General features: G+C 71.5%; 22 protein-coding genes. 5 read left to right on the top strand and 17 right to left on the bottom strand.

Features of this window, described 5'->3' with window-relative positions:
* Nucleotides 1-99: 99 nt before the first annotated feature.
* Nucleotides 100-966, bottom strand: coding sequence for a GNAT family N-acetyltransferase (locus CP981_RS19310; RefSeq protein ID WP_085923788.1), 867 nt, complete (start codon nt 964-966; stop codon nt 100-102).
* Nucleotides 967-1,162: 196 nt separating this feature from the next.
* On the opposite strand from CP981_RS19310, the gene CP981_RS37770 reads away from it, so the two are divergent.
* Nucleotides 1,163-1,339, top strand: coding sequence for a hypothetical protein (locus tag CP981_RS37770; protein ID WP_167536116.1), 177 nt, complete (start codon nt 1,163-1,165; stop codon nt 1,337-1,339).
* Between the two features lie 177 nt (nt 1,340-1,516).
* On the opposite strand, the gene CP981_RS19315 is transcribed toward CP981_RS37770, so the two are convergent.
* The 4 genes from CP981_RS19315 to pdhA (CP981_RS19330) form a co-directional block, all read right to left on the bottom strand.
* Nucleotides 1,517-1,849, bottom strand: coding sequence for a hypothetical protein (locus CP981_RS19315; RefSeq protein ID WP_244329706.1), 333 nt, complete (start codon nt 1,847-1,849; stop codon nt 1,517-1,519).
* Between the two features lie 90 nt (nt 1,850-1,939).
* Nucleotides 1,940-3,403, bottom strand: coding sequence for a dihydrolipoamide acetyltransferase family protein (locus CP981_RS19320; RefSeq protein WP_085923743.1), 1,464 nt, complete (start codon nt 3,401-3,403; stop codon nt 1,940-1,942).
* Nucleotides 3,404-3,426: 23 nt separating this feature from the next.
* Complete coding sequence (locus CP981_RS19325; protein WP_085923742.1) at nt 3,427-4,410, bottom strand: alpha-ketoacid dehydrogenase subunit beta; 984 nt, start codon at nt 4,408-4,410, stop codon at nt 3,427-3,429.
* Between the two features lie 2 nt (nt 4,411-4,412).
* Nucleotides 4,413-5,630, bottom strand: a complete 1,218-nt coding sequence (gene pdhA / locus CP981_RS19330; protein ID WP_085923741.1) for a pyruvate dehydrogenase (acetyl-transferring) E1 component subunit alpha — start codon at nt 5,628-5,630, stop codon at nt 4,413-4,415.
* A 327-nt stretch (nt 5,631-5,957) separates the two neighbouring features.
* Between pdhA (CP981_RS19330) and CP981_RS19335 the strand changes: the two genes are divergently transcribed.
* A complete protein-coding gene (locus tag CP981_RS19335; protein ID WP_085923787.1) occupies nt 5,958-6,617 on the top strand; it encodes a response regulator in 660 nt (219 codons plus the stop codon).
* A 179-nt stretch (nt 6,618-6,796) separates the two neighbouring features.
* Nucleotides 6,797-7,840, top strand: a complete 1,044-nt coding sequence (locus CP981_RS19340) for a phosphotransferase (protein WP_085923740.1) — start codon at nt 6,797-6,799, stop codon at nt 7,838-7,840.
* Between the two features lie 15 nt (nt 7,841-7,855).
* Here CP981_RS19340 and CP981_RS19345 read toward each other — a convergent pair whose 3' ends face one another.
* The gene (locus tag CP981_RS19345; RefSeq protein ID WP_085923739.1) at nt 7,856-9,430 is read right to left on the bottom strand and encodes a protein kinase domain-containing protein; all 1,575 of its coding nucleotides are present in this window, start codon (nt 9,428-9,430) and stop codon (nt 7,856-7,858) included.
* Nucleotides 9,431-9,744: 314 nt separating this feature from the next.
* Between CP981_RS19345 and CP981_RS19350 the strand changes: the two genes are divergently transcribed.
* Nucleotides 9,745-11,397, top strand: a complete 1,653-nt coding sequence (locus CP981_RS19350) for a protein kinase domain-containing protein (RefSeq protein WP_085923738.1) — start codon at nt 9,745-9,747, stop codon at nt 11,395-11,397.
* Between the two features lie 85 nt (nt 11,398-11,482).
* Here the strand turns inward: CP981_RS19350 and CP981_RS19355 are convergent, their stop codons facing one another.
* The 9 genes from CP981_RS19355 to pdhA (CP981_RS19395) form a co-directional block, all read right to left on the bottom strand.
* Nucleotides 11,483-12,046: a bacterial proteasome activator family protein gene (locus CP981_RS19355; RefSeq protein WP_085923737.1), complete on the bottom strand. Its 564-nt coding sequence runs from the start codon at nt 12,044-12,046 to the stop codon at nt 11,483-11,485.
* Between the two features lie 140 nt (nt 12,047-12,186).
* A complete protein-coding gene (locus CP981_RS19360) occupies nt 12,187-13,074 on the bottom strand; it encodes a hypothetical protein (RefSeq protein WP_085923736.1) in 888 nt (295 codons plus the stop codon).
* Nucleotides 13,075-13,225: 151 nt separating this feature from the next.
* Nucleotides 13,226-14,203 carry an NAD(P)H-quinone oxidoreductase gene (locus CP981_RS19365; RefSeq protein ID WP_085923735.1) on the bottom strand — a complete coding sequence of 326 codons (978 nt, stop codon included), beginning with the start codon at nt 14,201-14,203 and terminating at the stop codon, nt 13,226-13,228.
* 94 nt (nt 14,204-14,297) lie between these two features.
* Complete coding sequence (locus CP981_RS19370; protein WP_085923734.1) at nt 14,298-15,437, bottom strand: potassium channel family protein; 1,140 nt, start codon at nt 15,435-15,437, stop codon at nt 14,298-14,300.
* Nucleotides 15,434-17,089: a molybdopterin molybdotransferase MoeA gene (locus CP981_RS19375; RefSeq protein ID WP_085923733.1), complete on the bottom strand. Its 1,656-nt coding sequence runs from the start codon at nt 17,087-17,089 to the stop codon at nt 15,434-15,436. The genes CP981_RS19370 and CP981_RS19375 overlap by 4 nt, the downstream gene beginning before the upstream one ends.
* On the bottom strand, nt 17,086-18,006 hold the full coding sequence (locus CP981_RS19380) for an NTP transferase domain-containing protein (RefSeq protein ID WP_085923732.1): 921 nt from the start codon (nt 18,004-18,006) through the stop codon (nt 17,086-17,088). The genes CP981_RS19375 and CP981_RS19380 overlap by 4 nt, the downstream gene beginning before the upstream one ends.
* Nucleotides 18,007-18,132: 126 nt before the next feature.
* The gene (locus CP981_RS19385; RefSeq protein WP_085923731.1) at nt 18,133-19,740 is read right to left on the bottom strand and encodes a dihydrolipoamide acetyltransferase family protein; all 1,608 of its coding nucleotides are present in this window, start codon (nt 19,738-19,740) and stop codon (nt 18,133-18,135) included.
* Nucleotides 19,740-20,774 (bottom strand): alpha-ketoacid dehydrogenase subunit beta, encoded by a 1,035-nt coding sequence (locus CP981_RS19390; RefSeq protein WP_085923730.1) that lies wholly within the window; start codon nt 20,772-20,774, stop codon nt 19,740-19,742. The genes CP981_RS19385 and CP981_RS19390 overlap by 1 nt, the downstream gene beginning before the upstream one ends.
* Entirely contained in the window at nt 20,771-21,964 is a 1,194-nt protein-coding gene (gene pdhA, locus CP981_RS19395; protein WP_085923729.1) for a pyruvate dehydrogenase (acetyl-transferring) E1 component subunit alpha, read from the bottom strand. The genes CP981_RS19390 and pdhA (CP981_RS19395) overlap by 4 nt, the downstream gene beginning before the upstream one ends.
* Before the next feature lie 225 nt (nt 21,965-22,189).
* On the opposite strand from pdhA (CP981_RS19395), the gene CP981_RS19400 reads away from it, so the two are divergent.
* Entirely contained in the window at nt 22,190-22,729 is a 540-nt protein-coding gene (locus CP981_RS19400) for an Lrp/AsnC family transcriptional regulator (protein ID WP_085923728.1), read from the top strand.
* A 103-nt stretch (nt 22,730-22,832) separates the two neighbouring features.
* Here the strand turns inward: CP981_RS19400 and CP981_RS19405 are convergent, their stop codons facing one another.
* Together CP981_RS19405 and CP981_RS19410 are read right to left on the bottom strand one after the other, a co-directional pair.
* A complete protein-coding gene (locus tag CP981_RS19405; RefSeq protein WP_085923727.1) occupies nt 22,833-23,423 on the bottom strand; it encodes a TetR/AcrR family transcriptional regulator in 591 nt (196 codons plus the stop codon).
* Nucleotides 23,424-23,425: 2 nt separating this feature from the next.
* On the bottom strand, nt 23,426-24,946 hold the full coding sequence (locus CP981_RS19410; RefSeq protein ID WP_085923726.1) for a 3-hydroxyacyl-CoA dehydrogenase: 1,521 nt from the start codon (nt 24,944-24,946) through the stop codon (nt 23,426-23,428).
* Nucleotides 24,947-25,036: the final 90 nt, after the last annotated feature.

Here is a 25,036-nt window from a genome sequence, read left to right on the forward strand (position 1 = left end):
ACGTTTTCGCTGGTGGAGGCGTTGTGAGGCCGTCATGGCGGCGGCGGGCCGGCCAGCGCCCGGTGTGCGTCCCGGCCCGTCCGCCGCCTGACGGTGCCCTCAGCCCGGCATCCGCCCCTGCGCGACCAACCGGTTCACGACCTGCGCATGGGCGGGGGCGCAGCGCTCCCGCGCTTCCTGGCGGTCGAACCAGGCGTATTCGGCGATCTCCCGGCCGGGGGCCGGTGCGATGTCCTGGGGCCCGCCGGTGAAGCAGGTCATGTGCAGCCGGCGCCCGTTCTTGCCGTGGGCGACGGCATGGATGACAAAGGCCTCCGACAGCTCGTCGGCGGGTACCACCAGGCCGAGTTCCTCACCGAGCTCGCGGGACAGCGCCTCCCGGGCGGTCTCGCCGGGCTCGTACTTGCCGCCCGGGAGATAGAACGTGTCGTTCCCCCGCGTCCGTACGCTCAGCAGCCGCCCCTCGCGCAGATGCAGCCAGCTCACCGACTTCAGCGGTGCGCCGCGCTCCATGGAGATCAGCGGATGGCCGGTCTCCTCGTCCGTCCGCCGCCCGCGCTCCGTGAAGCCGAGGTGGGCGTAGAAGCGGCGGGCCCGGTCGTTGCCCTCGAAGACCTCCAGGGTCAGCGCGCCGTGCAGGGCCGCCGCATGCTCCAGCAACTCCCGCCCGATTCCGCCCCCTTGGGCCTCCGGCGCCACGAAAAGCCCGCCGACCTCGGTCCCGGGCCGGTCGCCGTCCCCGGGCCCGCCGGTCAGCAGTCCGAGCAGTCCGATGACGCGGCCCTCGCGCTCGGCCACCCAGTTCTCCGCCTGGACGAGGTACACCTCACGGAGGAGCCGGGCCCGTTCGCCCGCGCCCTCCCCGTCGAGGAAGGGATGCGCCTGCCGCGCGGCCCGGGACCACAGATCGGTGACCACGTCCTGGTCGGAGGGTTGGTAGGGCCGGATGATCATTTCGGTGCTCATTTCGCCGACCGTAAACAGCGCGGCCGACCGCGGCAAACCCTTTCCCGGGCACCGGTGGACGGGGAACTCCAGAGGGATGTCGGGTCCACCTCAAGTCTGACAGGAGTCCGTACCTGCCGCGTACGGACCGCGCTGCATCTCATGGGTGAATAGAGGGACGGAGCCGGGGAGGCTCCGACACCAAGGGGAGTGGACCATGCAGCCCAGGACGAACGCCGGCCGCCGTACGCGGAATACCGTCGTGCTGGCATTGATCGTCGCCGGTCTGTGGGCGGGTATCGCCCTGACCCGCGGCGCCGCACGCGCCGATGGCTCCGGTCCGGCCGGGCCGGTGGGCCACTTCAGCCGCGCGGTGGAGCTCATCCGCGGCTGACCGGCCCCGCCGGTCGCGCGCGGCCGCGGCTACACCTTGCGCGGCTCACCGCGATACGTACCGAACGACCAGAGGTTGCCCTCGGCATACCTGCGGGGCGGGAGTGGTGTCGAACTGGTTCTCGGGCATATCGCCGGGCCTCCTGGGTCGGTGGGTGGCCCCGGTGGGCCGCCGACTTCAGCGTTCCCCGAAGGAGTCCCCAGCGGCTTGGACGTTTCGTCCGAGGACGACTTCCGCGGGAAGGTCGAGGCTCGCCGGCTCACCGGCCGGCAGCCCCAGCAGGGCGCGGGCGCCCAGTGGATGCAGGCCGATCTGGATGCCGGACTGACGGCCCTGGTGGTCGATCAGCGCAGGGCGGGTGTGCAGACCGCCGATGAGGGTGTCGTACGTGCCGGGGGCTTGCCCGGGATCGGGAGTCGAGGTGAGGGGAGCCCACGGTGCCGACCCGGTGGCAGCCCGGCCTGCCGGTATCCGGCGTACTCGCTGACGTACGGGCGGCGCGAGGCGCACGCACGACTGCTCGTCCACAGGGCCGGCGCGGACCCGAGGCGGCGTTTCACGTGAAACGCCGCTCCGAACCGCCCGGCCCCGCATTCCGGCTCACCCCCAGGTGATGAGCCGCTTGGGCCGCTCCAGCACCGCCGCGATATCCGCGAGGAGCTTGGAGCCCAGCTCGCCGTCGATGAGCCGGTGGTCGAAGGACAGCGCAAGGGTGGTGACCTGGCGCGCCTTCACCTTGCCCTTGTGGACCCACGGCTGGAGCTTGACCGCGCCGAAGGCGAGGATCGCCGACTCCCCCGGGTTGAGGATCGGCGTACCGGTGTCGACGCCGAAGACGCCGACGTTGGTGATGGTGACCGTGCCACCGGACATCGCCGCGGGTGAGGTCTTGCCCTCGCGGGCGGTGGCGACCAGATCGCCCAGTTCCGCCGCGAGTTGGGGCAGCGTCTTGACTCCGGCGTCCTTGATGTTCGGGACGATCAGCCCACGCGGGGTGGCCGCCGCGATCCCGAGGTTCACGTAGTCCTTGTAGACGATCTCCTGCCGCGCCTCGTCCCAGGCCGCATTGGCCTCGGGGTGACGCTTGAGGGCCACCAGGAAGGCCCTGGCGACCAGCAGCAGCGGGTTGACCCGCAGCCCCGCCATGTCCGGGTCCTGCTTGAGCTCCTGGACGAGCTTCATCGTGCGGGTCACATCGACGGTGATGAACTCCGTGACATGCGGCGCGGTGAAGGCGCTGGCGACCATCGCCTGAGCGGTGGCCTTGCGTACGCCCTTGACGGGCACCCGCCGCTCACGGGCGGCGGCGCTGACGACACCGGTCTCCGCCGGGGCGACCGCCTCGGCGACGGGGGCCGAAGCCGCCGCCGGTGCGGCCGGAGCCACTGCCGGGGCGGCGGCCGCGTGCACGTCCTCACGGGTGATGATGCCGTCCGGCCCGCTCGGGACGATCGTCGCCAGATCGATCCCGAGGTCCTTGGCCAGCTTGCGCACCGGCGGCTTGGCCAGCGGCCGGCCGGCGGACCCGGCACTCGTGCCGTTCGCGACCGGAGCCACGGGCGCGACCGGTGCGGGCGCCGTGCGCGCGTTCAGCTCCGCCTGGAGCGCGGCGCTCACGGGCTCCGGCTGGGCCGGCACCCCCGGCTGAGGCTTGCGGGCCCGGCGCTTGGTCGAGGACGGCGCGGCGCCGTAGCCGACCAGCACCGCCTGCCGGCCCTGCGGCTCGGCCTCCTCCTCGGCCTTGGCGGCCTCCTGCGGGGCCTCGACCGCGGCCGGTGCCGTGGCGGGCCCGGCGCCGGGGTCGGTGTCCACGGAGATGATGACGGTGCCGACATCGACGGTGACGCCCTCGCCGAAGTTCAGCTCGTGCACCACCCCGTCATAGGGAATGGGCAGTTCGACAGCGGCCTTGGCGGTCTCGACCTCACAGACGACCTGGCCGTCGGTGACGGTGTCGCCCGGCTTGACGTACCACTTGAGAATCTCGGCCTCGGTCAGCCCTTCGCCGACGTCGGGCATCTTGAACTCGCGGAAGCGCTGAGCGTTGGCGGTACTTGCAGTCATGGTCACGAACTCTCCTCAAACCCTCAGTACGCCAACGCACGATCAACGGCGTCGAGCACCCGGTCCAGTCCCGGAAGGTACTCGTCCTCCAGACGGGAGGGCGGATACGGGGAGTGGAAACCGCCGACCCGCAGGACGGGGGCCTCCAGGTGGTAGAAGCACCGCTCGGTGATCCGGGCGGCGATCTCCGCACCGGCGCCGAAGAAGACCGGGGCTTCGTGGACAACGACGAGCCGGCCGGTCTTCTGCACCGAGGACTGCACGGTGTCGAAGTCGATCGGGGAGAGCGAGCGCAGGTCGACGACCTCGAGCGACTTGCCCTCCTCGGCCGCGACATTGGCGACGTCCTGGCAGACCTTGACCATCGGACCGTAGGCGGCCAGCGTGAGGTCGGAGCCGGTCCGGGCGATCCGGGCCTTGTGCAGCGGGTCCGGGATCGACTCGGTGTCCAGCCGCGACTTGTCGTGGTAGCGGCGCTTGGGCTCGAAGTAGATGACCGGGTCATCGCCCGCGATGGCCTGCTGGAGCATCCAGTAGGCGTCGGAGGAGTTCGAGGGAGAAACGATCTTGAGGCCCGCGACATGCGCGAAGAGCGCCTCGGGGGACTCGGAGTGGTGCTCGACCGCACCGATACCGCCCGCGTACGGGATGCGGATGACGACCGGCACCTTGACCTTGCCCAGCGCACGGGCGTGCATCTTCGCGAGCTGGGTGACGATCTGGTCGTAGGCGGGGAAGACGAAGCCGTCGAACTGGATCTCGACGACCGGGCGGTAGCCGCGCAGCGCCATACCGATCGCGGTGCCGACGATGCCGGACTCGGCGAGCGGGGTGTCGATCACCCGGTCCTCGCCGAAGTCCTTCTGGAGTCCGTCGGTGACACGGAAGACGCCGCCGAGCTTGCCGACGTCCTCACCCATGACGAGGACCTTGGGGTCGGCCTCCATGGAGGCACGCAGCGACTCATTGATCGCCTTGGCGATGGTGATCTTCTCGAAGACGGCCATGGTCAGTTCCCCTCCGCGGCGGCATCGGCGTCGGCGAACGACGCCTGGTACGCGGCGAACTGCGCGCGCTCCTCATCGACGAGCGCATGCCCGTCGGCATAGACATTCTCGAAGATCGCCATGTCGTCCGGGTCGGGCATGGCACGCACGGCATCGCGGACCCGCTTGCCCAGGGCCTCGCTCTCCTCGTCGATCGACGCGAGATACGCCTCGTCGACCAGGCCCTCGGCCTCCAGGTACGTCCGCAACCGCAGGATCGGGTCCTTCGCCTCCCAGGCCACCCGCTCCTCGTCCGCCCGGTACTTCGTCGGGTCGTCGGAGGTGGTGTGCGCGCCCATGCGGTACGTGAACGCCTCGATCAGCATCGGACCCTGGCCGGTGCGCGCCCGCTCCAGCGCCGCCTTGGTCACCGCCAGACAGGCCAGCACGTCATTGCCGTCGACCCGTACGCCGGGGAAGCCGAATCCGCGGGCGCGCTGGTAGAGCGGCACCCGGGTCTGCTTCTCGGTGGGTTCGGAAATCGCCCACTGGTTGTTCTGGCAGAAGAACACGACCGGGGCGTTGTAGACCGCGGAGAACGTGAAGGATTCCGCGACATCTCCCTGGCTGGAAGCACCGTCACCGAAATAGGCGATGACCGCGGAATCCGCGCCGTCCTTCTGCACACCCATCGCATAGCCGGTCGCGTGCAGCGTCTGCGAGCCGATGACGATCGTGTACAGGTGGAAGTTGTTGCTGTTGGGGTCCCAGCCGCCGTGATTGACCCCGCGGAACATGCCCAGCAGGTTCGTCGGGTCGACTCCGCGGCACCACGCCACGCCGTGCTCGCGGTAGGTCGGAAAGACGTAGTCGTCATCGCGCAGCGCGCGGCCCGAGCCGATCTGAGCGGCCTCCTGGCCCAGCAGCGAGGCCCACAGGCCCAGTTCGCCCTGGCGCTGGAGGGTGGTCGCCTCGGCATCGAACTTCCGCGTCAGCACCATGTCGCGGTAGAGGCCGCGCAGCTCTTCGGCGGAAAGGTCGATCGAGTAGTCCGGGTGCTCGATCCGCTTGCCTTCGGGCGTCAGCAGTTGTACGAGCTGATCCTGCTCCGCCTCGTCGGGCCGGCCGGAGTTCCGGGCCTTGGCCGGGGACGCCTTCTTTGCCGGCGTCGCCTTTTTGGCGGTGGTGCGCTTGCTGCTGCCGCGGGCGTTTTTCCGCTGCGCAGTGCCTTCCACGGTCACGTGCTGCTCCTCCGTCTGTCCGGCCCCCGGGGTCCGCCGGTGGCCGTATTGCGGCTCACCCGGTATCCGATACGGCGCACGGGGTGTGTGCGATCGCGGCCGGCTCCGGGTGGAACAAAGCTCCCGGACAGTGGCCTGCTCATTGCACGTTACCCATTGTCAAAGCCGAAGTGGAAACGGCGCTGACCTGCGATTTTGCTTGGATTTCCAAGTAAATCGCGAAGGTTTGGAACAACTCCTGGTCACAGCGTTGCAGGCCGCCGGGACAACGGCACGTTATATCGGTGACCTGGAGCACGGGAAGGGTTGATGTGTGAGACTGGTGAGGTGCGCGAAGACGGAAAAATCACGGTATTCCTGCTCGACGACCACGAAGTTGTCCGGCGCGGCGTCCACGAAATGCTCTCGGTCGAGGAGGACATCGAGGTGGTCGGCGAGGCCGGCACCGCCGCAGATGCCCTGGTCAGGATCCCGGCGACCCGTCCGGACGTAGCGGTGCTCGACGTCCGGCTTCCGGATGGGAGCGGTGTCGAGGTCTGCCGCGAGATCCGTTCGCAGGACGAGGACATCAAATGCCTGATGCTCACCTCGTTCGCGGATGACGAGGCCCTTTTCGATGCGATTATGGCCGGTGCGTCCGGTTATGTCCTCAAGGCCATCCGGGGGAACGAACTGCTCTCCGCGGTCCGCGAGGTGGCGGCCGGGAAGTCACTGCTCGACCCCGTGGCCACCGCCCGGGTGCTGGAGCGGCTGCGCGACGGCAACGCCGCGAAGGGCGACGACCGGCTGGCGAGCCTCACCGACCAGGAGCGCAGGATCCTCGATCTGATCGGCGAGGGAATGACCAATCGCGCTATCGGCGCACGGCTCCATCTCGCCGAGAAAACGATCAAGAATTACGTTTCCAGTCTGCTGTCCAAGCTCGGAATGGAGCGCCGCTCCCAGGCCGCCGCCTATGTCGCCCGAATGCAGGCGGAACGGCACTGAACAGCTCACGGAATACCGGCGCGCACCCCGGCGCACCATCCCGCGGATTCCCTGCGATTACCGCCACCGGCCGACCCAGCCGAACGGGAGCCGAGGTGCCGTCCGCCTCTGCGCGCACTCTGCGTAAGGCCTTCCGGCACACCCACTCCGACGGGCGTAGTTGATCTAACATCTGGCGCGTGCTGCGCTCATCTGTAGTCCGGACGGCGGCGACGCCCGACAGAGACACCCTCGGATCCCTGCTCCGCCACTACGCAGGCGCCGGTGCGCCACTGTCCTGTGAGCCTGTCGCCGAGGGCCTGCTCAACCACGGCTACTTCCTCGCCACCACCCGCGGCCGCTACTTCCTCAAGCACCACCTCGACGGCGACCACGCAGCCCTCACCCGCCAGCACCGCGCCACGTACCGCCTCGCCGCGCTCGGGCTGCCGGTCGCCCCACCCATCGCCCATACGGACGGCCGCACCGTCACCGTCCTCGACGGCCGCTGCTACGCGCTGCACCCCTGGGTCGAAGGCCGCCACCTCGGCGGCGCCGCGCTGACCCGCGACCAGTCCCGGCGGCTCGGCGGCCTGCTCGGGCTCGTGCACACCGCACTGGAGGAGGTCATGGCGGACGAACCGCATCCGCCCCGGCCCCCCTGCGCGGACGCCGGCGCCGACCCCGAGCGGACCTTCGAGACGATTGACGAGCTGCTGGCCCTGGCCCGTGGAGCCCGGCCGCGCACCAGCTTCGACGAGCTCGCCGAACACCGTCTGCTGGAGCGCCGGGCCCTACTGGCGCAGCAGGCGCACCGCCGGCCGGCCCCGGGCGGGGAACCTCCCGCGGGCTGGGTGCACGGCGACTTCCACCCGCTGAATGTGCTCTACCGGGGCACGGAACCGACCGCGATCGTCGACTGGGACCGGCTGGGCGTCCAGCCGCGCGCCGAGGAGGCGGTACGCGCCGCCGCGATCTTCTTCGTGCGCCCCTGCGGCACGCTGGATCTGGGCAAGGTGGCGGCGTACGCGGGCGCCTACCGCAGGGCCTGTGGGGCCGGTGCCGAGGAACTCGCGGCGGCCGTCCACCGGGTGTGGTGGGAGCGGCTGAACGACTTCTGGATGCTCACCTGGCGCTACCAGCTGGGCGACCGCCGCACCGATCCACAATTCCCGGCGGCGGCCGCCCTGGCCGTCTGGTGGACCCGCGAGTACCGGGCCGTGCGGAACGCGTTCACCCGCTGAAGCAGGGGACGCCCGTCAGCCGGTGGCGCCCGAGGTCACTCCGGTGTCCGGGCCGCCGTCGGCGGTGCCCCCGTCGCCGGCGCCCCCGTCAGCGGTCCCGCCGGTGGGGTCGGTGGGATCGGTGGGGCCGGTCGGCGGCTCGGACGTCGGAGGCTCGGACGTCGGAGGCTCCGAGGTCGGCGGCTCCGAGGTCGGCGGCTGGGACGTCGGCGGCGTGCTGGGCTGCTCGGTCGGCGGCTCGCTGTAGGTGCCGGTGTCACCGGTGTCTTCGGGCGCGGTCTCCGGAGTGCTCGGCTCCTCCGTCGGCGGCTCGCTCGTCTTGTCGTCCTCCGACGGCGTCGGCGACTGCGAGGTGGGCGTCTCGTGCTTCTTGCCCTCACCGCCGGTGTTCTGCAACGCGAACGCCACACCCACCGCGATGGCGATCACCGCCAGCGCCGCGATCAGCCAGATCTTGCCGCGGCCGCTCTTGGTCCCCCGGGGCCCGCCGTCGAAACCGCCGTCGTCGTCCCGCATACCGGGCGTCAGGATCGGCTGCGCCGTGGTCTGGCCGGCGTCGGGGTGCGGCAGCGCCGTGGTGGCCGCGGCGCCCATGGGCGAGGAGAGGCCGCCCTCGTGCAGGGCGACCGGCCCGGTGCTCCAGGTGCCGGTGTGACCGCCCTGCTCATGCAGCATCTGGAGCGAGTACTGGACCAGGCCGCGCATCTCCTCGGCGGACTGGAAGCGGTCGTCGGGGTCCTTCGCCAGCGACCGCATGACCAGGCCGTCCAGCTCCGGCGGCACCGCGTCGGCGACCTGGGACGGCGCCACCGGCATGTCCTGCACATGCTGGTAGACGACCGAGAGCGGGGTCTCGCCGGTGAACGGCGGCCGCAGCGCGAGGAGTTCGTAGAGCAGACAGCCGGTGGCGTAGAGGTCGGAGCGGGTGTCGACGGTCTTGCCGAGCGCCTGCTCCGGGGAGAGGTACTGGGGGGTGCCCATGACCATGCCGGTCTGGGTCATGGTCGACTGGGCGCCGTGCAGCGCACGGGCGATGCCGAAGTCCATGACCTTGACGGCGCCGCTGTTCGTGATGATCACGTTAGCGGGCTTGATGTCACGGTGCACGATGCCGTGCTGGTGGCTGTAGGCCAGCGCCTCCAGCACACCGGAGACGATGATCAGCGCCTGGTCCGGCGGCGGGGCGTCGGCGTTGAGCAGCAGATCGCGGATGGTGTGGCCCTCGACCAACTCCATCACGATGTACGGCACGGTGTTGCCGCCGACCAGGTCCTCACCGGAGTCGTAGACCGCGACCACGGCGTGGTGGTTCAGTCCGGCCACGGACTGTGCCTCCCGCGTGAACCGGGCCTTGGAGACCGGGTCCTCGGCGAGGTCGGAGCGCAGCAGCTTCACGGCGACGGTCCGGCCGAGACGTACGTCCTCGGCCGCGAACACCTCCGCCATGCCACCGCGGCCGAGCCGTCGCGTGAGCCGGTAGCGGCCATCGCCGACCAGCCCGCCGTTGCCCCACATCTCCGGTGCGTCGGGGATATTGGAGCCGGTGGCCTCAGGGTCGGACGGGCCCTGGGGGCTCTGCGTCGGTGCCATCGGTCCTCGCCGTCGAATCGATCCGCATGAGAGCGGTAAGGTCATCGGTCTTCGCTAGAGCACGCTACAGGTTCCGCGACACCCACCGGTCCGTCGTGGACCGGTCATCACACCCGCCGGAAGCCAAAGATCGCAAGTTCACCGGGGGTAATCGGGCGCCAAAACGTCGCACCGCCGTGACGGGATCTTGCACATCTGGTCACGGAACGGGCACACAGCTTGACGTGTCCGAGGCCTGGGGCAGACTTGGCTGCGAAATTCCAGATTTTGATCGCTATACGTACGGGTAGTGCGGCCTAGGGGGAAGCGGAACGATGAGCCAGGACGGCGCTCAGGGCCAATTCGAGGGCCGTTCGGTCGGCGGGGGACGCTACCAGCTTCGTGATCTTCTCGGCGCGGGCGGAATGGCTTCCGTACACCTCGCCTACGACAGCGTGCTGGACCGCGAGGTCGCGATCAAGACACTGCACACCGAGCTCGGTCGCGAGCAGGCCTTCCGTGAGCGCTTCCGCCGTGAGGCCCAGTCCGTGGCGAAGCTCACGCACACCAATATCGTCTCCGTCTTCGACTCCGGTGAGGACGAGCTCGACGGCGGCATGGTGCCGTACATCGTCATGGAGTACGTCGCGGGCCAGCCGCTGCGCTCCGATCTGGACACCGACGTCGCCCAACATGGCGCGATGCCGACCGAAAAGGCCTTGAAGATCACGGCCGATGTGCTGGCCGCGCTCGAGGTCAGCCATGAAATGGGCCTGGTCCACCGCGACATCAAGCCCGGCAATGTGATGCTGAACAAGCGCGGCGTCGTCAAGGTCATGGACTTCGGTATCGCCCGTGCCATGCAGTCCGGTGTGACGTCCATGACGCAGACCGGCATGGTCGTCGGCACCCCGCAGTACCTCTCCCCGGAGCAGGCGCTGGGCCGCGCTGTGGATGCCCGCTCCGACCTCTACTCCGTCGGCATCATGCTCTTCGAGCTGCTGACCGGCCAGCTGCCGTTCGACGCGGATTCCCCGCTCGCCATCGCCTACGCGCACGTCCAGGAAGAGCCCCCGGTCCCGTCGACCATCAACAGCTCACTGCCGCCGGCCGTGGACGCGCTGGTGGCCCGTGCGCTGAAGAAGAACCCCAACGAACGCTTCCCCACCGCCGAGGCGATGCGGGACGAGTGCCTGCGGATCGTCGGGTCCGGGCAGTCAGGTTCGACGCCGCTGATCATCAGCGAGGGTCCGCGGGCCCGCACCAGCGGTGCGTCGGTCTCCTCCGCGGTCTTCCCCACCGCCTCCGGCAACCCGCACACCCCGGCCCCGCCGAGCGTGCAGCAGCCCTACCAGCCGACGCAGGCGGCCGCCTTCGGTCCCTCGACGCCCCCGCCCCTGCCGCCGAACAACACCTACCCGACGCCCGCGCCGGGTCCCATTCCGGGTCCGGCGCCGTTCAATGCGGGTGGCTACCAGCCCCCGGCCTACACGCCGCCCCCGGTGACGGCCTCGATGCCGTCGACCGGCCGTCCCGCCCCGCGGAAGAACAACTCCGCGGTGATCGTCGTCTCGGCAATCATCGGGGTCGTCGTGGTCACCGCGATCGCCATCGGCATCGGGCTGAGCGCCGGTGGCAGCGACGAGCCGGGCCCCAGCTCGACATCGACCTACTCGTACTCGGCATCACCCACCCAGAGCGTGATGCCTGAGGACAAGACGAAGACCGTCGACTCGACCGAGTGCACCAAGCCGGACTCGCCCTACAGCGAACCGAAGAAGATCTACTTCCCCTTCCTCACCTACAAGAACCTGGACTCGGTGAAGGCCTGCCTCGACGCGGCGGGCTGGAAGTACAAGGTCACCGAAGAGGACCGTGGGTACACGGCCAAGAACACGGTCATAGAGACGAAGCCGGCGAGCCTGGAGCGCTGGGACCCGAAGAGCGGCGAGACGATCGAACTGACCGTCTCGACGGGTCACTACTAAACCCGGACACGTACAAGGGGCCGGCACACGCGCTGTGTGCCGGCCCCTGCTGCTTGCTGCGGGTCGCTGGAGAAACAAACCCGGATCAGAGATACGGGCCCGAGCGGGCACCGCCGTGACCGGGCGTGCCCTCCTCGCCGTCCATCGGAACGGCCCCGGGCGGCAGCGCACGGCGCATCGACTCCAGCTGGGCACGAGCCGCCATCTGCTGGGCGAACAGTGCGGTCTGGATGCCGTGGAAGAGACCCTCCAGCCAGCCGACCAGCTGGGCCTGGGCGATCCGCAGCTCCGCATCCGTCGGCACCGATTCATCGGTGAACGGCAGCGACAGCCGCTCCAGCTCCTCGACCAGCTCGGGCGCCAGGCCGTCCTCCAGCTCCTTGACCGAGCTGGAGTGGATCTCCTTGAGCCGTACCCGGCTCGCCTCGTCCAGAGGAGCGGCCTTCACCTCTTCCAGCAGCTGCTTGATCATGCTGCCGATGCGCATGACCTTCGCAGGCTGTTCGACCATGTCCGTCAAGGGGGTCTCCCGGGACTCTTCGCCGTCTTCCCCGCCGCCGGAGCTCGCGCCGCCGAGCGCCATGCCGTCCGGGCCGACCACCAGGACGTGCGGATTCTCCTGCGACCGTTCATTCATCGGCATATCCATGCCGCCATTCTCTCGTACGCGGACTCCAGACAAGTGGTGACCCGGGGAGAAGGTGATCCACCCTTCCGAGCGGACCCGGCCGCCGCTGTTTCACGTGAAACAGCAGATTCTCGCTGTTTCACGTGAAACCGCCGAAATCATCAGCCCCGGCGCAGCCGCAGGGCGAAGAAGGCGAGCCCCAGACCGGTGAGAGCAAGGCCAGCACCCATCGGGAGAACCCGCTCGACCGGCGCCACGGGGGTCTCCATGGCGTATGGGGTCGCCGTGGCCGCCGCGTCGTCAGCCGTGCTCTCCGGTGCGGAGCCAGCCCCCTCCGGGGTGGGCGTGGGGAGGGGCGGCAAGGCCTCGTAGGTGCGCCGGCTGAACCGGTCCGCGACGTCGTAGCGGCGGGAAGGAGCGGGCCGTGACGGGGTGGCCGCTGCCTCGTGGGATTCGGATGCCGCAGGCTTGCGGTGCTTCTTCGAGGCACGCCGGCCGGGCCGGGCGTGCGCACGGTCGGCGTCGGACGATCCCGCCACGTCCGGGTGCCGATGCCTGCCGGGCCCGGTGAAATCGGCGCTGCCGCCGTCGGACCCCGGGATGGGGTACGGCCGGAAATCTGGGCCGAACGGGTGATGCGGGTGGTGGTGCCACCGTCCGTGCCCGCGGAGCCCCCCGAAGTGGTGGTGATGCGACGGCCGGTGCGGGACGCCCGGAAGGGCGTCCGGCAGGCCGGGGTAGCGGTCCGGCAGCGCCGGGGCCCCCGGGTGGCCCCGGTGTCCGGCACGCACCCTGCCCCCTCTGGCCCCGGGCCCCTCGACCGGCGGCGGGCCGATCGCGAAGTCATCCAACCCGTCCAGGCCGAAGCCGTCGGCGCCGGGGACGTCGTCGGGCTTCTCGCCCGGGCGGGCGAGAAGCGGGGGCCGGTCGACCGGAGTGGCCCGTCGGTCCGCGGCCACGGCGGAGGTGGCTCCTATCGGTACGGGCAGCACGACGGCAGCCACCAGCAGACCGGTGGCGATGCGCGAACGGAATCCTGGAGCGACCACAGTGCCCCTCCCGTGCCGAGCCGTCGAGTGACCTGCCCAGCGTCACATGTGATGAGATTCACGGCATCTTGGACATGTCGGGCGGGTTATCGGGCGCACAGGGGGGAGGGGCGGGCGCGGACAGCGCGCGGGGCCGAGGTCAGGCGGGGGCTCAGACCGTCAGGACGACCTTGCCGACATGAGCACTCGCGTCCACGACCCGGTGTGCCTCGGCGGCGTCCGCCATCGGGAGGTGGCGGTCCACGATCGGCCGGACCTGGCCGTTGGCGATCAGCGGCCAGACGTGTTCGCGTACCGCGGCGACGATGGCCGCCTTCTCGTTCAGCGGGCGGGCGCGCAACCCGGCACCGGTGATCGCGGCGCGCTTGGCCATCAGTGCCGCGAGATTCAGCTCCGCCTTGACCCCGCCCTGAAGTCCGATGATCGCCAGCCGGCCGCTGACCGCCAGCGCCTTGACGTTCCGCTGGAGGTACTTGGCGCCGATGATGTCGAGGATGACATCCGCGCCCGTGCCGTCGGTGGCCTTGCGGATCTCCTGGACGAAGTCCTGTTCGCGGTAGTCGATGAGGATGTCCGCGCCCAGCTCGGCGCAGCGGGCCAGCTTCTCGGGGCCGCCCGCGGTCACCGCGACCCGTGCGCCCACGGCCTTGGCGAGCTGGATCGCCATCGTGCCGATGCCGCTGGCACCGCCGTGGACCAGCAGCGTCTCGCCGGGCCGCAGGTGCGCGATCATGAAGACGTTCGACCAGACCGTGCAGGTCACCTCGGGCAGCGCGGCGGCGGTGACCAGGTCCACGCCGGACGGCACCGGCAGCACCTGACCGGCCGGGACGGCGACCTTCTCCGCGTAGCCGCCGCCCGCCAGCAGCGCACACACCTCGTCGCCGACGGCCCAGCCGTGTACCCCGGGGCCGAGCGCGCTGATCCGTCCCGAGCATTCCAGCCCCGGATAGGGGGACGAGCCGGGCGGCGGGTCGTAGAAGCCCTGGCGCTGGAGCAGGTCCGCGCGGTTCACGGCACTGGCCGCGACCTCGATCAGGACCTCGCCCTCGGCGGGCTGCGGATCGGGCACGTCCGCCCAGACAAGTGCTTCGGGGCCACCGGGCTCCGGGATAGTGATCGCTCGCATGGGCGCGAGGCTACTCGCCGACCGCGCACGGAGCGAAGGTGCGGGGGCCGACGACTACCACCGGGTCGGCCATCCACCCCCGCACGACGTGCGGTTATTCATCCACGCGGCGCATCGGGGCGACGCCGGTACCGGGCAGGGTCGGCTTGGTGGACGGCTTGCCGGAGTGGTCCGCCGCCTCCGCCGGGGCCGCCCGCACGATGGTGATCAGACGGTCCGTGCTCTGTAGCGGACTGGCCTCCGGATCGTCGTAGCCGAGGAGCCGGTGGCCACGCAGCACGGACACGACCAGGTCGTCGGTCTCCCGTACGGACTTGCCGACCTCCGCCTTCACCACCGTGCGTTCCACCAGGTCGAGGCCGCTGCCCTGCTGGATCAGGTCCTCCATGACGGTGCCCGCGCTGGGGCTGTGCACGGAGAGCCCGAGCAGCCGGCCTGCCGCGCTGGCCGACGTGATCACGGAGTTGGCGCCGGACTGCCGCAGCAGAGGGGCGTTCTCCTCCTCCCGCACCGCCGCGACGATATTCGCCCGCTTGTTGAGCTGACGGGCGGTCAACGAGACCAGCACGGCGGTGTCATCGCGCTGTGTGGCGATCACGACCTGGTGGGCGCGCTGGACCTCGGCCCGCAGGAGCACATCGCTGCGGGTCGCATCGCCGACCACCCCCGCGAACCCGTCGGCCACCGCCGCGTCGATCACTTTGCTGCTGGGGTCGACGATGACGATGCGGTCGCGGTGCAGCCCCGTCGCGCACAGGGTCTGGGCGGCGGAACGGCCCTTCGTCCCGAAGCCGACGATGACGGTGTGGTCGCGCAAGGCGTTTCTCCAGCGTTTCAGTTGCCACTGCTCGCGGGTGCGCTCGGTGAGCACTTCCAGTGTGGTGCCGACCAGGATGATCAGGAACAGCACCCGGAGTGGCGTGATGAGCAGGATGTTCAGCAACCGCGCGCTGTCGCCGTACGGGACGATGTCGCCGTATCCCGTGGTCGAGAGCGTGACGGTCGCGTAGTAGAAGCAGTCGAGCAGATCGACCTTGCCATCGGCGTTGTCGTGGTACTCGTTGCGGTCGATCCAGACGATGAAGACCGTCGCGAGCAGCACGAACAGAGCCATCAGCAGCCGGCGGGCGACCTGCCGCAGCGGCGGCTTGGGGGCGCGGCGCGGCAGCAGCACCCGGTGCGAACGGTCCTCGGGAACCTCCCGCGCCGCGGCGTCCTGGGACGGGAGCTTCACGCGCGGCCTCCGGTGGCCTCAGGGGGGTCGTACGGGTCCCCGGGGGCGGACCGGCCGGGCGTCCAGCCCGCCAACCAGCCCGCTGACCAGGGAAGTTCCAGGATTTCGAGTTCGGTGCCGCGCTCCGCGCCCCCGGCCGGGACGACGGCCAGTCCATCGGCGGCGGCGATCCCGCGCAGCATGGCCGGGCCGTGGAAGCGCAGCGGTACCGCCGTCAGCCCGTGCCGCTCGTCGTCGCGGTAGGCCACCGGGACGAGCCGGGTGTCCTGCGGATGCCCGGTGACCGCGGCGGCCAGCGGCGTGCGGTACGGCGCGGCGGGCCTGCGGGCGGCGAGCGTACGGAGCAGCGGTTCGGCGAGGGTGAGCAGGCCGGAGACGGCGGCGAGGGGGTTGCCCGGCAGGCCGACGAGGTGCCGGCGCGGGGCCAGGCGGGCCAGCAGCATGGGGTGCCCGGGGCGTACCGCCACCCCGTCCACCAGCACCTCCGCATCGAGCCGGCGCAGGGTGGGGTGCACATGGTCGACGGGGCCCGACGCGGTACCGCCCGTCGTGATCACCACGTCGGCGGTGGACTCCGCGAGGGCGGCGTACAGGGTGTCGGCCTCATCGGCGAGATGGCGGGGCGCCGCCGCCTCGACACCCAGCGCATGCAGCCAGGGCGCGAGCATCGGGCCGAGGGCATCGCGGATCCGGCCGTCCCGCGGCAGCCCCTCGTCCAGCAACTCGTCGCCCAGGACGAAGACTTCGGCACGCGGGCGGCGGTAGGCGGTCAGCTCGTCGTAGCCGGCCGCCGCGGCCAGGCCGAGGACGGCGGGGGTCACCAGGGCGCCCGCGGGCAGCAGTTGGTCGCCGCGGCGGCACTCCTGGCCGCGCGGGCGGATGTCCTGGCCGGGCGGCGCGGGCCGCGGTGCGTACAGCCGTCGTCCGCCGTCGCTCAGCTCACGGGCCTCCCCGTGCTCGCTGCGCAGTACGGCGGTGGCCCCGGACGGTACGCGCGCGCCGGTGGCGATCGGGATCGCATGGCCGTCGAGGAGCGCCTCGGTGGGGGCGTGACCGGCGAGGATGCCGGACGGGGGGCCCGCCTCGGGTGCGTCGGCGGGCCGGTCCAGGCGCCAGGGGCCGGGGCCGGCGACCGCCCAGCCGTCCATCGCCGAGGTGTCGAACGACGGCAGATCGGTGAGCGCGGTGAGGGGTGCGGCGAGCGTACGGCCGAGTGTCTCGCCGAGCGCCGAGGTCTCGGGACCGGGCGGCCCGGGGGCGGCGCGCGCGGCGAGACGGCGGGCGGTGTGCCAGGAGACGGCGGCCGGGGTGGGGCGCGGGCCGGGTCCGGTGGGAGGCGTGGGGTCCACGGGGCCGGAGGGGCCGCTCCGGGCGGCGGCGGGGTCGTCCGGAGCGAAGGGGTCGTCCGGCGTGTACGGGGCGTCGCCGCCGCCGGTCGCGGAGGAGGCGGCTGCCACGGCCCCTCCGGCGGCGTACGGCGCGGAGACGGCCGTGATCTCGGGCCCGGCCCCGGGCCCTACGCGCAGCGGTGCCGTGCCGTTGGCCAGCGCGAGGGCGTCGTCGAAGGGGTCGCCGCGGCCCTCGGCCGAGGGTTCGTCCCACGATCGGCCCACCACGCCGCCGGCCTCCCCGCCCCACTCCCCGTCGGTCATTCCGCGGGCTTCGCTTCGGCACCCGTGGCGCCGGCGGCGTCGGACGCGTCCTCGGTCTCGGCCGCCCAGCGGTGGGCCAGCGCGGCGGCCCGGTCGGCCAGTTCCTGCACGTCCCGGCCCTGGCGGCCTGCTGCATAACCGATCAGAAAGGTCGTCAGCGGCGCGGCGGGGCGGGCCACGCCATGGGCCGCGTCTCGCGCGAGATCGAGAAGCGCCGCCGTGTCGACATCGAGCTCGATGCCCAGTTCGGCCTTGACTGCGGTGATCCATTCGTCCAACACGTTCCCATGCTCCCTGATACGGGCGCGTGCCGCGCTGATGTCTTCCCAGGTGTCGCAGTCGAAGGAGGCCGTGACGGTGGGGTCCGGGACCCGTTCGAGCACCAACTCGGCCAGCAGCGCGCGCAGCGGGAGTCCGTCAAGGCTGCCGTGTGTGGCTCGTATCCGTGTCAGCGCACGGCGCAGCGGCTCTGCTCGGTAGGCCGCCACCAGCGGCTGGTCCCGCCCCGAGGCGTCCCGGAGCATCGCCCCGTCGCGCGGCGCGGCACTCCCGCCCGGTCCGGCAGCGCCTGGCATGTATGTCGCCGCCGCCAGGAGGCCCCGTACCGTCGCGGCCGTCAGGAACGGGAGGTCGGCGGAGAGGACGAGCACCGTGGGGGCGGTGGTGTGCCGCAGGCCGGCGTCCAGCGCGGCGAGCGGGCCGCCGCCGGGCGGGTCCTCCAGGGCGTGGACGACGGCGCGGTTGGTCGGGCGCGGGGGGCCGACGACGACGGTCGTCGCGGCGTCGGGGCAGGCGGCGAGCACCCGGTCCAGCAGCGGACGGCCGCCGACGGGCAGGGCGGGTTTGTCCGCCCCGCCGAGCCGCCGGGCCGCGCCGCCGGCCAGCACGACGAGGTCGTGGTCGGTGAGGTCGTTCACCCCTTGAGTATCGCCGGGGGCACCCGGTTCACACCGCTGCCGGAGCGAGAGCGGATGTCAGCTCCGCCACAGCGGACGCGGCCGGGGCGGCCGGTGGCATCACCGCTGCCTCCGGCCGCACTCCCGTCACAGTGTCCGGAGCAACAGCGCGGGCTGCTCGACGCAGTCGGCCACGAACCGGAGGAAGCCCCCGGCGGTGCCGCCGTCGCACACCCGGTGATCGAAGGTGAGCGAGAGCTGGACGACCTGCCGGACGGCCAACTCGCCTTCGTGCACCCAGGGTTTGGCGGCTATCCGGCCGATGCCGAGCATCGCCGCCTCGGGGTGGTTGATGATCGGCGTGGAGCCGTCGACGCCGAACACGCCGTAGTTGTTGAGGGTGAAGGTGCCATGGGTCAGCTCGGCCAGGGAGAGCCCGCCGGCCCTGGCGGTTTCGGTGAGCCTGGCGATCTCGGCGGACAGCTCCTCGACCGTACGGGCATGGGCGTCCCGTACGACCGGCACCACCAGGCCGCGGTCGGTCTGCGCCGCGAAGCCCAGATGGACGGCGGGCAGCCGGACGATCTCCTGGGTCTTGGTGTCGACGGTGGAGTTCAGCGCCGGGAACCGGGCGAGCGCGGCCGTACAGATCCGGGCCAGCACTGCCAGCAGCGACACCTTGGGGGCGCCCGGCACATTCATCGCCCTACGGGCGGCGAGCAGCTCGGTGGCATCGGCCTCCACCCAGCAGGTCGCCTCCGGGATCTCCCGGCGGCTGCGGCTGAACTTCTCGGCGGCGGCACCGAGCATCCCCTTCAGCGGGATCCGCTCTTCACCCGCCGCGGTGCCGGTCGCGGCCCCGACGGCTGTCACGACCCCGGCCCGCGACACGCCCGTCACACCGGCACCGGCCGTCCCGTGGGTACCGACAGTGGTGGCTCCTGCGGCACCGGCGGTCTCCCGCTCCTGCCGCGCCCGGATCGCGCACTCGACGTCCGTACGGAGGATCAGCCCATCCCGTCCGGATCCCGTCAACTCCCGCAGATCCAGGCCGTTCTCCCGCGCCATCCGGCGCACCAGCGGGGAGATGACGGCCACCGTACGGCCGTCGTCCTCCACCGCACCGGCTTCGGCCGGCCCGGCTGCCCCGGAGGTCCCGGCTGCCGCGGTGACGCCGGTCGCCCCGACGGCCGTCGCCCCGGCGGCAACCGCCTCTGAACCGCCGGGCGCCCCCTCGGCCGCTCCGGCCCCGGCCGAGCCGTCCGCCACCCCGCCGGGCGGCCGTGGCACTCCCGCCGTGGGGCCGGCTCCGGGCCCCGGCCGGATACGGCGCCGACGCGCCGCCGCCGCACTCGTGCCGTACCCGACGAGCACATTCCCGGACCCGGCATCCGCCGCACCGTCCGCGGGCGTCCCCGAGGCCCCACCGGCATCGGGCGTACCGCCTTCCGCACCCGCCCCGGAGTCCGGTCCCGTCCCGGGGCCGGCCCCCGCGAGGTCATCCGGCACCGCCCCCACGGCGACGGTCACCAGCGGTGCCCCGACCGGGACTTCGGCCCCCTCCTCGCCGAAGCGGGCGGTCACCACGCCCCCATACGGGCACGGCACCTCCACCATCGCCTTGGCGGTCTCGACCTCCACCACCGGCTGGTCGATGGCCACCACCTCGCCGACCTCGACCATCCAGTGCACGATCGTCGCCTCGGTGAGGCCCTCCCCCAGGTCAGGCAGGGTGAATTCGCGGACCACGGCCATCACTCACCACGTCCCTCGGTCCAGTCCGACTCCCACTGGAGGCGGGCGACGGTGTCCAGAATCCGGTCCACGCCCGGAAGGTGGTGCCGTTCCAGCATCGGCGGCGGATACGGGATGTCGAAGCCGGCGACGCGCAGCACCGGCGCCTCCAGGTGGTGGAAGCAGCGTTCGGTGATACGGGCGGCGATCTCGCCGCCGGGGCCGCCGAATCCGTTGGACTCATGGACGACCACGGCCCGGCCGGTCCGCCGCACCGAGGCGCAGACCGTCTCGTCGTCGAACGGCATCAGGGACCGCAGATCGACCACTTCCAGGTCCCAGCCCTCGGCGCGGGCGGCCTCGGCGGCCTCCATGCAGACCGGGAGCGACGGGCCGTAGGTGATCAGCGTGGCGCTGCTGCCGCGGCGCCGGATCTCGGCCCGGCCCAGGGGCGCGACCTCGGTGGGTGCGTCGGGCGACCAGTCGGCCTTGGACCAGTACAGCCGCTTGGGTTCGAGGAAGACGACCGGGTCGTCGGAGGCGATCGCGGCGCGCAGCAGTCCGTAGGCGTCCTCGACGGTCGCCGGGGTGACGACCTGGAGCCCCGGGGTGGCGAGGTAATACGCCTCGGAGGAGTCGCTGTGGTGCTCGACGCCGCCGATTCCGCCGCCATAGGGGACACGGATGGTCAGCGGCATCGTCAGCGCGCCATGAGTGCGGTTACGCATCCGGGCGACATGGCTGATCAGCTGCTCGAACGCCGGGTAGGCGAAGGCGTCGAACTGCATCTCGACGACCGGCCGCAGCCCGTACATCGCCATGCCGACGGCGGTGCCCAGGATGCCGGCCTCGGCGAGCGCGGTGTCCGTGCAGCGGTCCTCGCCGAATTCCTTGGCGAGGCCGTCGGTGACCCGGAAGACGCCGCCCAGGGTGCCGACGTCCTCGCCCATGACATGCACGGACGGGTCGTCGGCCATGGCGTCGCGCAGCGCGCGGGTCAGCGCCTGCGCCATGGTGGCGGGCTTGCGCGCGGTCGCCGGAGCGGTGGTCGTCATGGCCTGGCCTCCTCGGCGGACCCGTTGGTGCCCGCTGCGTCCTCGGTGTGTCCGGCGGCCTCGGCGTCCAGCTCGGCACGCAGCTGTGCGGCCTGGGCACGCAGTTGGCTGGTCTGCTCGGCGAATACGTGGGTGAACAGGTCCATCGGGTCCACCTCCGGGTCGGCGTTCATCCGCTCCCGGAGGTCGGCGGCCATGTGCTCGGCACCGTCCCGGGTGGCGCCGACGAAATCATCGGTCAGCAGATCGCGGGCGGCCAGCTCGCGCTCCAGAAGGGCTATCGGGTCGTGTGCCTTCCAGGTCTCGACCTCGGCGTCGCTGCGGTAGCGGGTGGCGTCATCGGCGTTGGTGTGCGCCTCGATGCGATAGGTGACGGCCTCGATGAGGGTGGGACCGCCGCCCCTGCGGGCGCGCGCCACGGCCTCGGTGAGCACCTCGTGCATCGCGGGGGCGTCGTTGCCGTCCACCAGACGGCCCGGCATGCCGTATCCGACCGCCTTGTGGGCGAGGGACGGCGCGGCGGTCTGCTTGGCGAGCGGCACAGAGATCGCGAACCCGTTGTTCTGGACGAGGAAGACGACCGGCGCCTGCCAGACCGCCGCGAAATTCAGCGCCTCGTGGAAGTCGCCCTCGCTCGTGCCGCCGTCGCCGACCATGGCCAGCGCGACCACCTCGTCGCCCTTGAGGCGGGCGGCGTGCGCCAGGCCCACGGCATGCGGGAGCTGGGTGGCGAGCGGGGTGCACAGGGGGGCGATGCGGTGTTCGTGAGGGTCGTAGCCGTTGTGCCAGTCGCCGCGCAGCAGCGTCAGGGCCTGTACGGGGTCGAGACCGCGGGCCACTGCGGCGAGGGTGTCGCGGTAGCTGGGGAAGAGCCAGTCCCGGTCTTCGAGGGCCAGCGCCGCGGCGACCTCGCAGGCCTCCTGGCCGGTGGAGGACGGGTAGACCGCCAGGCGTCCCTGCCGGGCCAGTGCCGTGGCCTGGGCGTTGTACCGGCGGCCGCGGACCAGCTGGGTGTACAGCCGGGTCAGCAGTCCGGAGTCGAGCCGGGCGGCGGCGTCCGTGCCCAGGAGGCGGTAGGGCTCCGCGTCGGGCAGGAGGGGCGTGGGGTCGACGCGCGGCTGCCAGGCGGGCGGCGGACCGGCCAGGCTGCTCTTGTTCCTGCTGCTGCCGGGCTGCTCAAGGACCGTCATGTCGAGCACCTCCTCGGATCGAAGGGGGCGGCGCCAGGCGCCTCATAGGGGTGGTGTGCGGGCGGCGGGCGGGCAGGATGGAATCGGCCAGGGCGGGTACGCCCTGCCCTACCGATTGTTCGGTCGCTGATGCATTTTGGCTACAGGCGGGCTCAGCCTGTGGACAAACGGTTCTCCACAGCTTGAGATGAAGCCAGGGCGTCCACCAAGGGGAGGCGGGACCATATGCCGGACGAACAGATGGCCAATTCCGGCGGACAACCGGCGACGGCAGCCGGCCCGCCGCCGACGCCCTCCGCCCCGCCCTCGCCGGCCGCACGCCCGCTGGACACCATCGACCGCTCGATCCTGCGCATGCTCCAGACCGACGGCCGGGCCTCGATACGCTCCGTCGCCGAGCGGGTGCATGTCTCGCGCGCCAATGCCTACGCCCGGATCAACCGGCTGATCGACGACGGTGTGATCCGCGGCTTCAGCGCCCTCATCGACCAGGAACGGGCAGGTCAGGGCGCCTCTGCCTACATCACGCTGAAGATCGTGCAGAACTCCTGGCGGACCGTGCGCAAGCAGCTCACGGCGCTGCCGGGCGCCACGCACATCGCGCTGGTCAGCGGCGATTTCGATGTGCTGCTGCTGGTCCACACCAAGGACAACCGCGAGCTGCGCGAACTGGTCCTCACCCGTATCCAGTCGATACCGGAGGTCCTGAGCACCCGCACCCTGCTGGTCTTCGAGGAGACCGATCTCGGCCCCGAAGAGGAATGACCGGCCGGCCGCCGCTGGGGCTCACCGAGGGCGCCGCCCGTCAGGGGGCGGCCGGGATCACGCCCCAGGAACACCGTTCCCAGCGGCCATCCGATCGCGCGGATCAGGCCTTGCGCAGCCCCGCGAACGCCGTGCGCACCACGGCCTCGGCGACCTCGTCACGGCTCGCCGAGCCGCCCCGCCCCGGCCGGTACCACTCCACAATCGAGTTGATCATGCCGAAGAGCAGCCGGGTGGCCAGCCGGATGTCCACGTCGTCCCGCAGGTCGCCGTCGGCGGCGGCCTGCTTGAGCAGGTCGGACACCGCGTGGTCGAACTCCCGGCGACGCTCCATGGCCCACCGCTCGGTGTCCGTGTTTCCGCGCACCCGCAACAGCAGCGTCACATAGGGGAGTTCATCCATCAGCACCTCGGCCACGCGTCGGGTGACATGCTCCAGCCGCTCGATCGCCCGTCCCTGGAGGGCGCCCGGTTCCTCCAGCACACCGAACAGCCCGTCCAGCGCCCGGCTTATGGCGCGGTGCAGCAGCTCTTCCTTGCTGCGCACATGGTGGTAGATCGAGGACTTCGAGATGCCGGCCGCCTTGGAGAGGTGCTCCATGGACGTGCCGTCGTAGCCGCGCTCGATGAACACCTCGACGGCGACCGCGAGCAGCGAATCGGGCGTATAGGTGTCGCGCTTGGCCATGGTCATGATTAGAGCACCAATTCCTCGAGGTCTGCACGGCGCCGCAGCGCCCAGGACGGTACGTAGCGTCCACCGGCATTTTGGTGGTGCATCGAAGCCAGCAGATCCCCTACCCAACGGGCGCCCAGCCGCTCGACCCATTCCATGGGGCCGCCGGGGTAGTTCACGCCGAGCCGCATGGCCGTGTCGATGTCCTCGGGGGTGGCGACGCCGCGGGCCGCGGCGTCCACGGCGAAGTCGATGATCATCGCGACCGTCCGGGCGACGATCATGCCGGGGACGTCTTCGATCACACTGACCTGCTTGCCCAGCGCCTGGAACAGCCCGACGGCCTCAGCGAGGTCCTCCTCGGAGACCGCCGCCGAGGCCGCCAGGGCGATCCGGGTCGCGGCGCGGTAGTCCAGGGACAGGTCAAAGCGGATGCAGTTCTCCTGGGCGGGCGTCGTGGCCGGACAGCCATTGGTCAGCGCCAGACGGGCCCCGCCCGGAAGACGGATGGAGCCTTCCGCCACCCCCGTCGTGCGGTCGCCGGTGACCTTGATGCCCGCCTCTTCGATCAGCTCGCGCAGCACCGCCGCGGGGCCGGGCAGCTTCCCGTGCAGCCCGACGGATGCGGGCGCCGGGCAGGGCTCCGCCGTCCGCGGTTCCGGCCGCGGCGCGCCCTCGGAGTAGTCGAACCAGCCGCGCCCCGCCTTGCGGCCGTGCAGCCCGGACTCGACCAGCCGGCGCTGCGCCAGGGAGGGGGTGAACTTCGGGTCCTGGAAGAAGGCCTGCCACACGGAGTGGGTGACCGCCTCGTTCACGTCCTGTCCGATGAGGTCGGTCAGCTCGAAGGGCCCCATCTTGAATCCGGTGCCCTCGCGCAGCACCGCATCGATGGTGGCGGGGTCGGCGACCCGCTCCTCGTACACCCGCAGGGCCTCGGCGTAGAAGGGACGGGCGATGCGGTTGACGATGAAACCGGGGGTGTCGGCGCAGCGCACCGGCCGCTTCCCCCAAGCCGCGGCGGTGTCGTACGCCGTGGTGGCGGCCGCCTCGTCGGTGGCGAAGCCGCTGATCACCTCGACCAGGGGGAGCAGCGGCGCGGGGTTGAAGAAGTGCAGGCCCACGCAGCGGCCGGGGTGGCGCAGCCGGCCCGCGACCGCGGTCACGGACAGCGAAGAGGTGTTGGTGGCCAGCAGGCAGTCCGCCGCGACGATGTCCTCCAGGGCGGTGAACAGCTCCTGTTTGGCCGGAAGTTGCTCCAGAATCGCCTCGATGACCAGTGCGGCGTCGGCCAGCTCTGCGAGGGCGGTGGCGGGGGAGAGGCGCGCGCGGGCGGCGTCCCGCGCGTCCGCCGGGATCCGGCCTTTTTCGACGAGCCGGTCCAGCCGGCTCCCGATCGCCTCGGCGGCCTGCGCGGCGCGTCCGGGGGCGGTGTCATGGAGGAGTACGCGGTGGCCGGCGACCAGCGCCACCTGCGCGATGCCCTGTCCCATGGTGCCGGTGCCCACCACTGCCACGGTGCTGCTGGTCCCGAGTGCCGTCATGCCCGCTGATCCTCCCCGACCGACTTTTCCACAGGCTGGCCGGGCCCTCTTGCCCCGACCGATCGTTCGGTTACTCTAACTCCGTTGCCT

It is taken from the genome of Streptomyces platensis, from assembly GCF_008704855.1.
GTDB lineage: Bacteria > Actinomycetota > Actinomycetes > Streptomycetales > Streptomycetaceae > Streptomyces > Streptomyces platensis.

What these genes read in the sequence shown, in the direction of transcription:
- CP981_RS19310 (WP_085923788.1), bottom strand. Translation starts at nt 966, where the DNA reads ATGAGCACCGAAATGATCATCCGGCCCTACCAACCCTCCGACCAGGAC.
- CP981_RS37770 (WP_167536116.1), top strand. Translation starts at nt 1,163, where the DNA reads ATGCAGCCCAGGACGAACGCCGGCCGCCGTACGCGGAATACCGTCGTG.
- CP981_RS19320 (WP_085923743.1), bottom strand. Translation starts at nt 3,403, where the DNA reads ATGACTGCAAGTACCGCCAACGCTCAGCGCTTCCGCGAGTTCAAGATG.
- CP981_RS19325 (WP_085923742.1), bottom strand. Translation starts at nt 4,410, where the DNA reads ATGGCCGTCTTCGAGAAGATCACCATCGCCAAGGCGATCAATGAGTCG.
- CP981_RS19345 (WP_085923739.1), bottom strand. Translation starts at nt 9,430, where the DNA reads ATGGCACCGACGCAGAGCCCCCAGGGCCCGTCCGACCCTGAGGCCACC.
- CP981_RS19350 (WP_085923738.1), top strand. Translation starts at nt 9,745, where the DNA reads ATGAGCCAGGACGGCGCTCAGGGCCAATTCGAGGGCCGTTCGGTCGGC.
- CP981_RS19355 (WP_085923737.1), bottom strand. Translation starts at nt 12,046, where the DNA reads ATGGATATGCCGATGAATGAACGGTCGCAGGAGAATCCGCACGTCCTG.
- CP981_RS19365 (WP_085923735.1), bottom strand. Translation starts at nt 14,203, where the DNA reads ATGCGAGCGATCACTATCCCGGAGCCCGGTGGCCCCGAAGCACTTGTC.
- CP981_RS19375 (WP_085923733.1), bottom strand. Translation starts at nt 17,089, where the DNA reads ATGACCGACGGGGAGTGGGGCGGGGAGGCCGGCGGCGTGGTGGGCCGA.
- CP981_RS19385 (WP_085923731.1), bottom strand. Translation starts at nt 19,740, where the DNA reads ATGGCCGTGGTCCGCGAATTCACCCTGCCTGACCTGGGGGAGGGCCTC.
- CP981_RS19390 (WP_085923730.1), bottom strand. Translation starts at nt 20,774, where the DNA reads ATGACGACCACCGCTCCGGCGACCGCGCGCAAGCCCGCCACCATGGCG.
- pdhA (WP_085923729.1), bottom strand. Translation starts at nt 21,964, where the DNA reads ATGACGGTCCTTGAGCAGCCCGGCAGCAGCAGGAACAAGAGCAGCCTG.
- CP981_RS19400 (WP_085923728.1), top strand. Translation starts at nt 22,190, where the DNA reads ATGCCGGACGAACAGATGGCCAATTCCGGCGGACAACCGGCGACGGCA.
- CP981_RS19405 (WP_085923727.1), bottom strand. Translation starts at nt 23,423, where the DNA reads ATGACCATGGCCAAGCGCGACACCTATACGCCCGATTCGCTGCTCGCG.
- CP981_RS19410 (WP_085923726.1), bottom strand. Translation starts at nt 24,946, where the DNA reads ATGACGGCACTCGGGACCAGCAGCACCGTGGCAGTGGTGGGCACCGGC.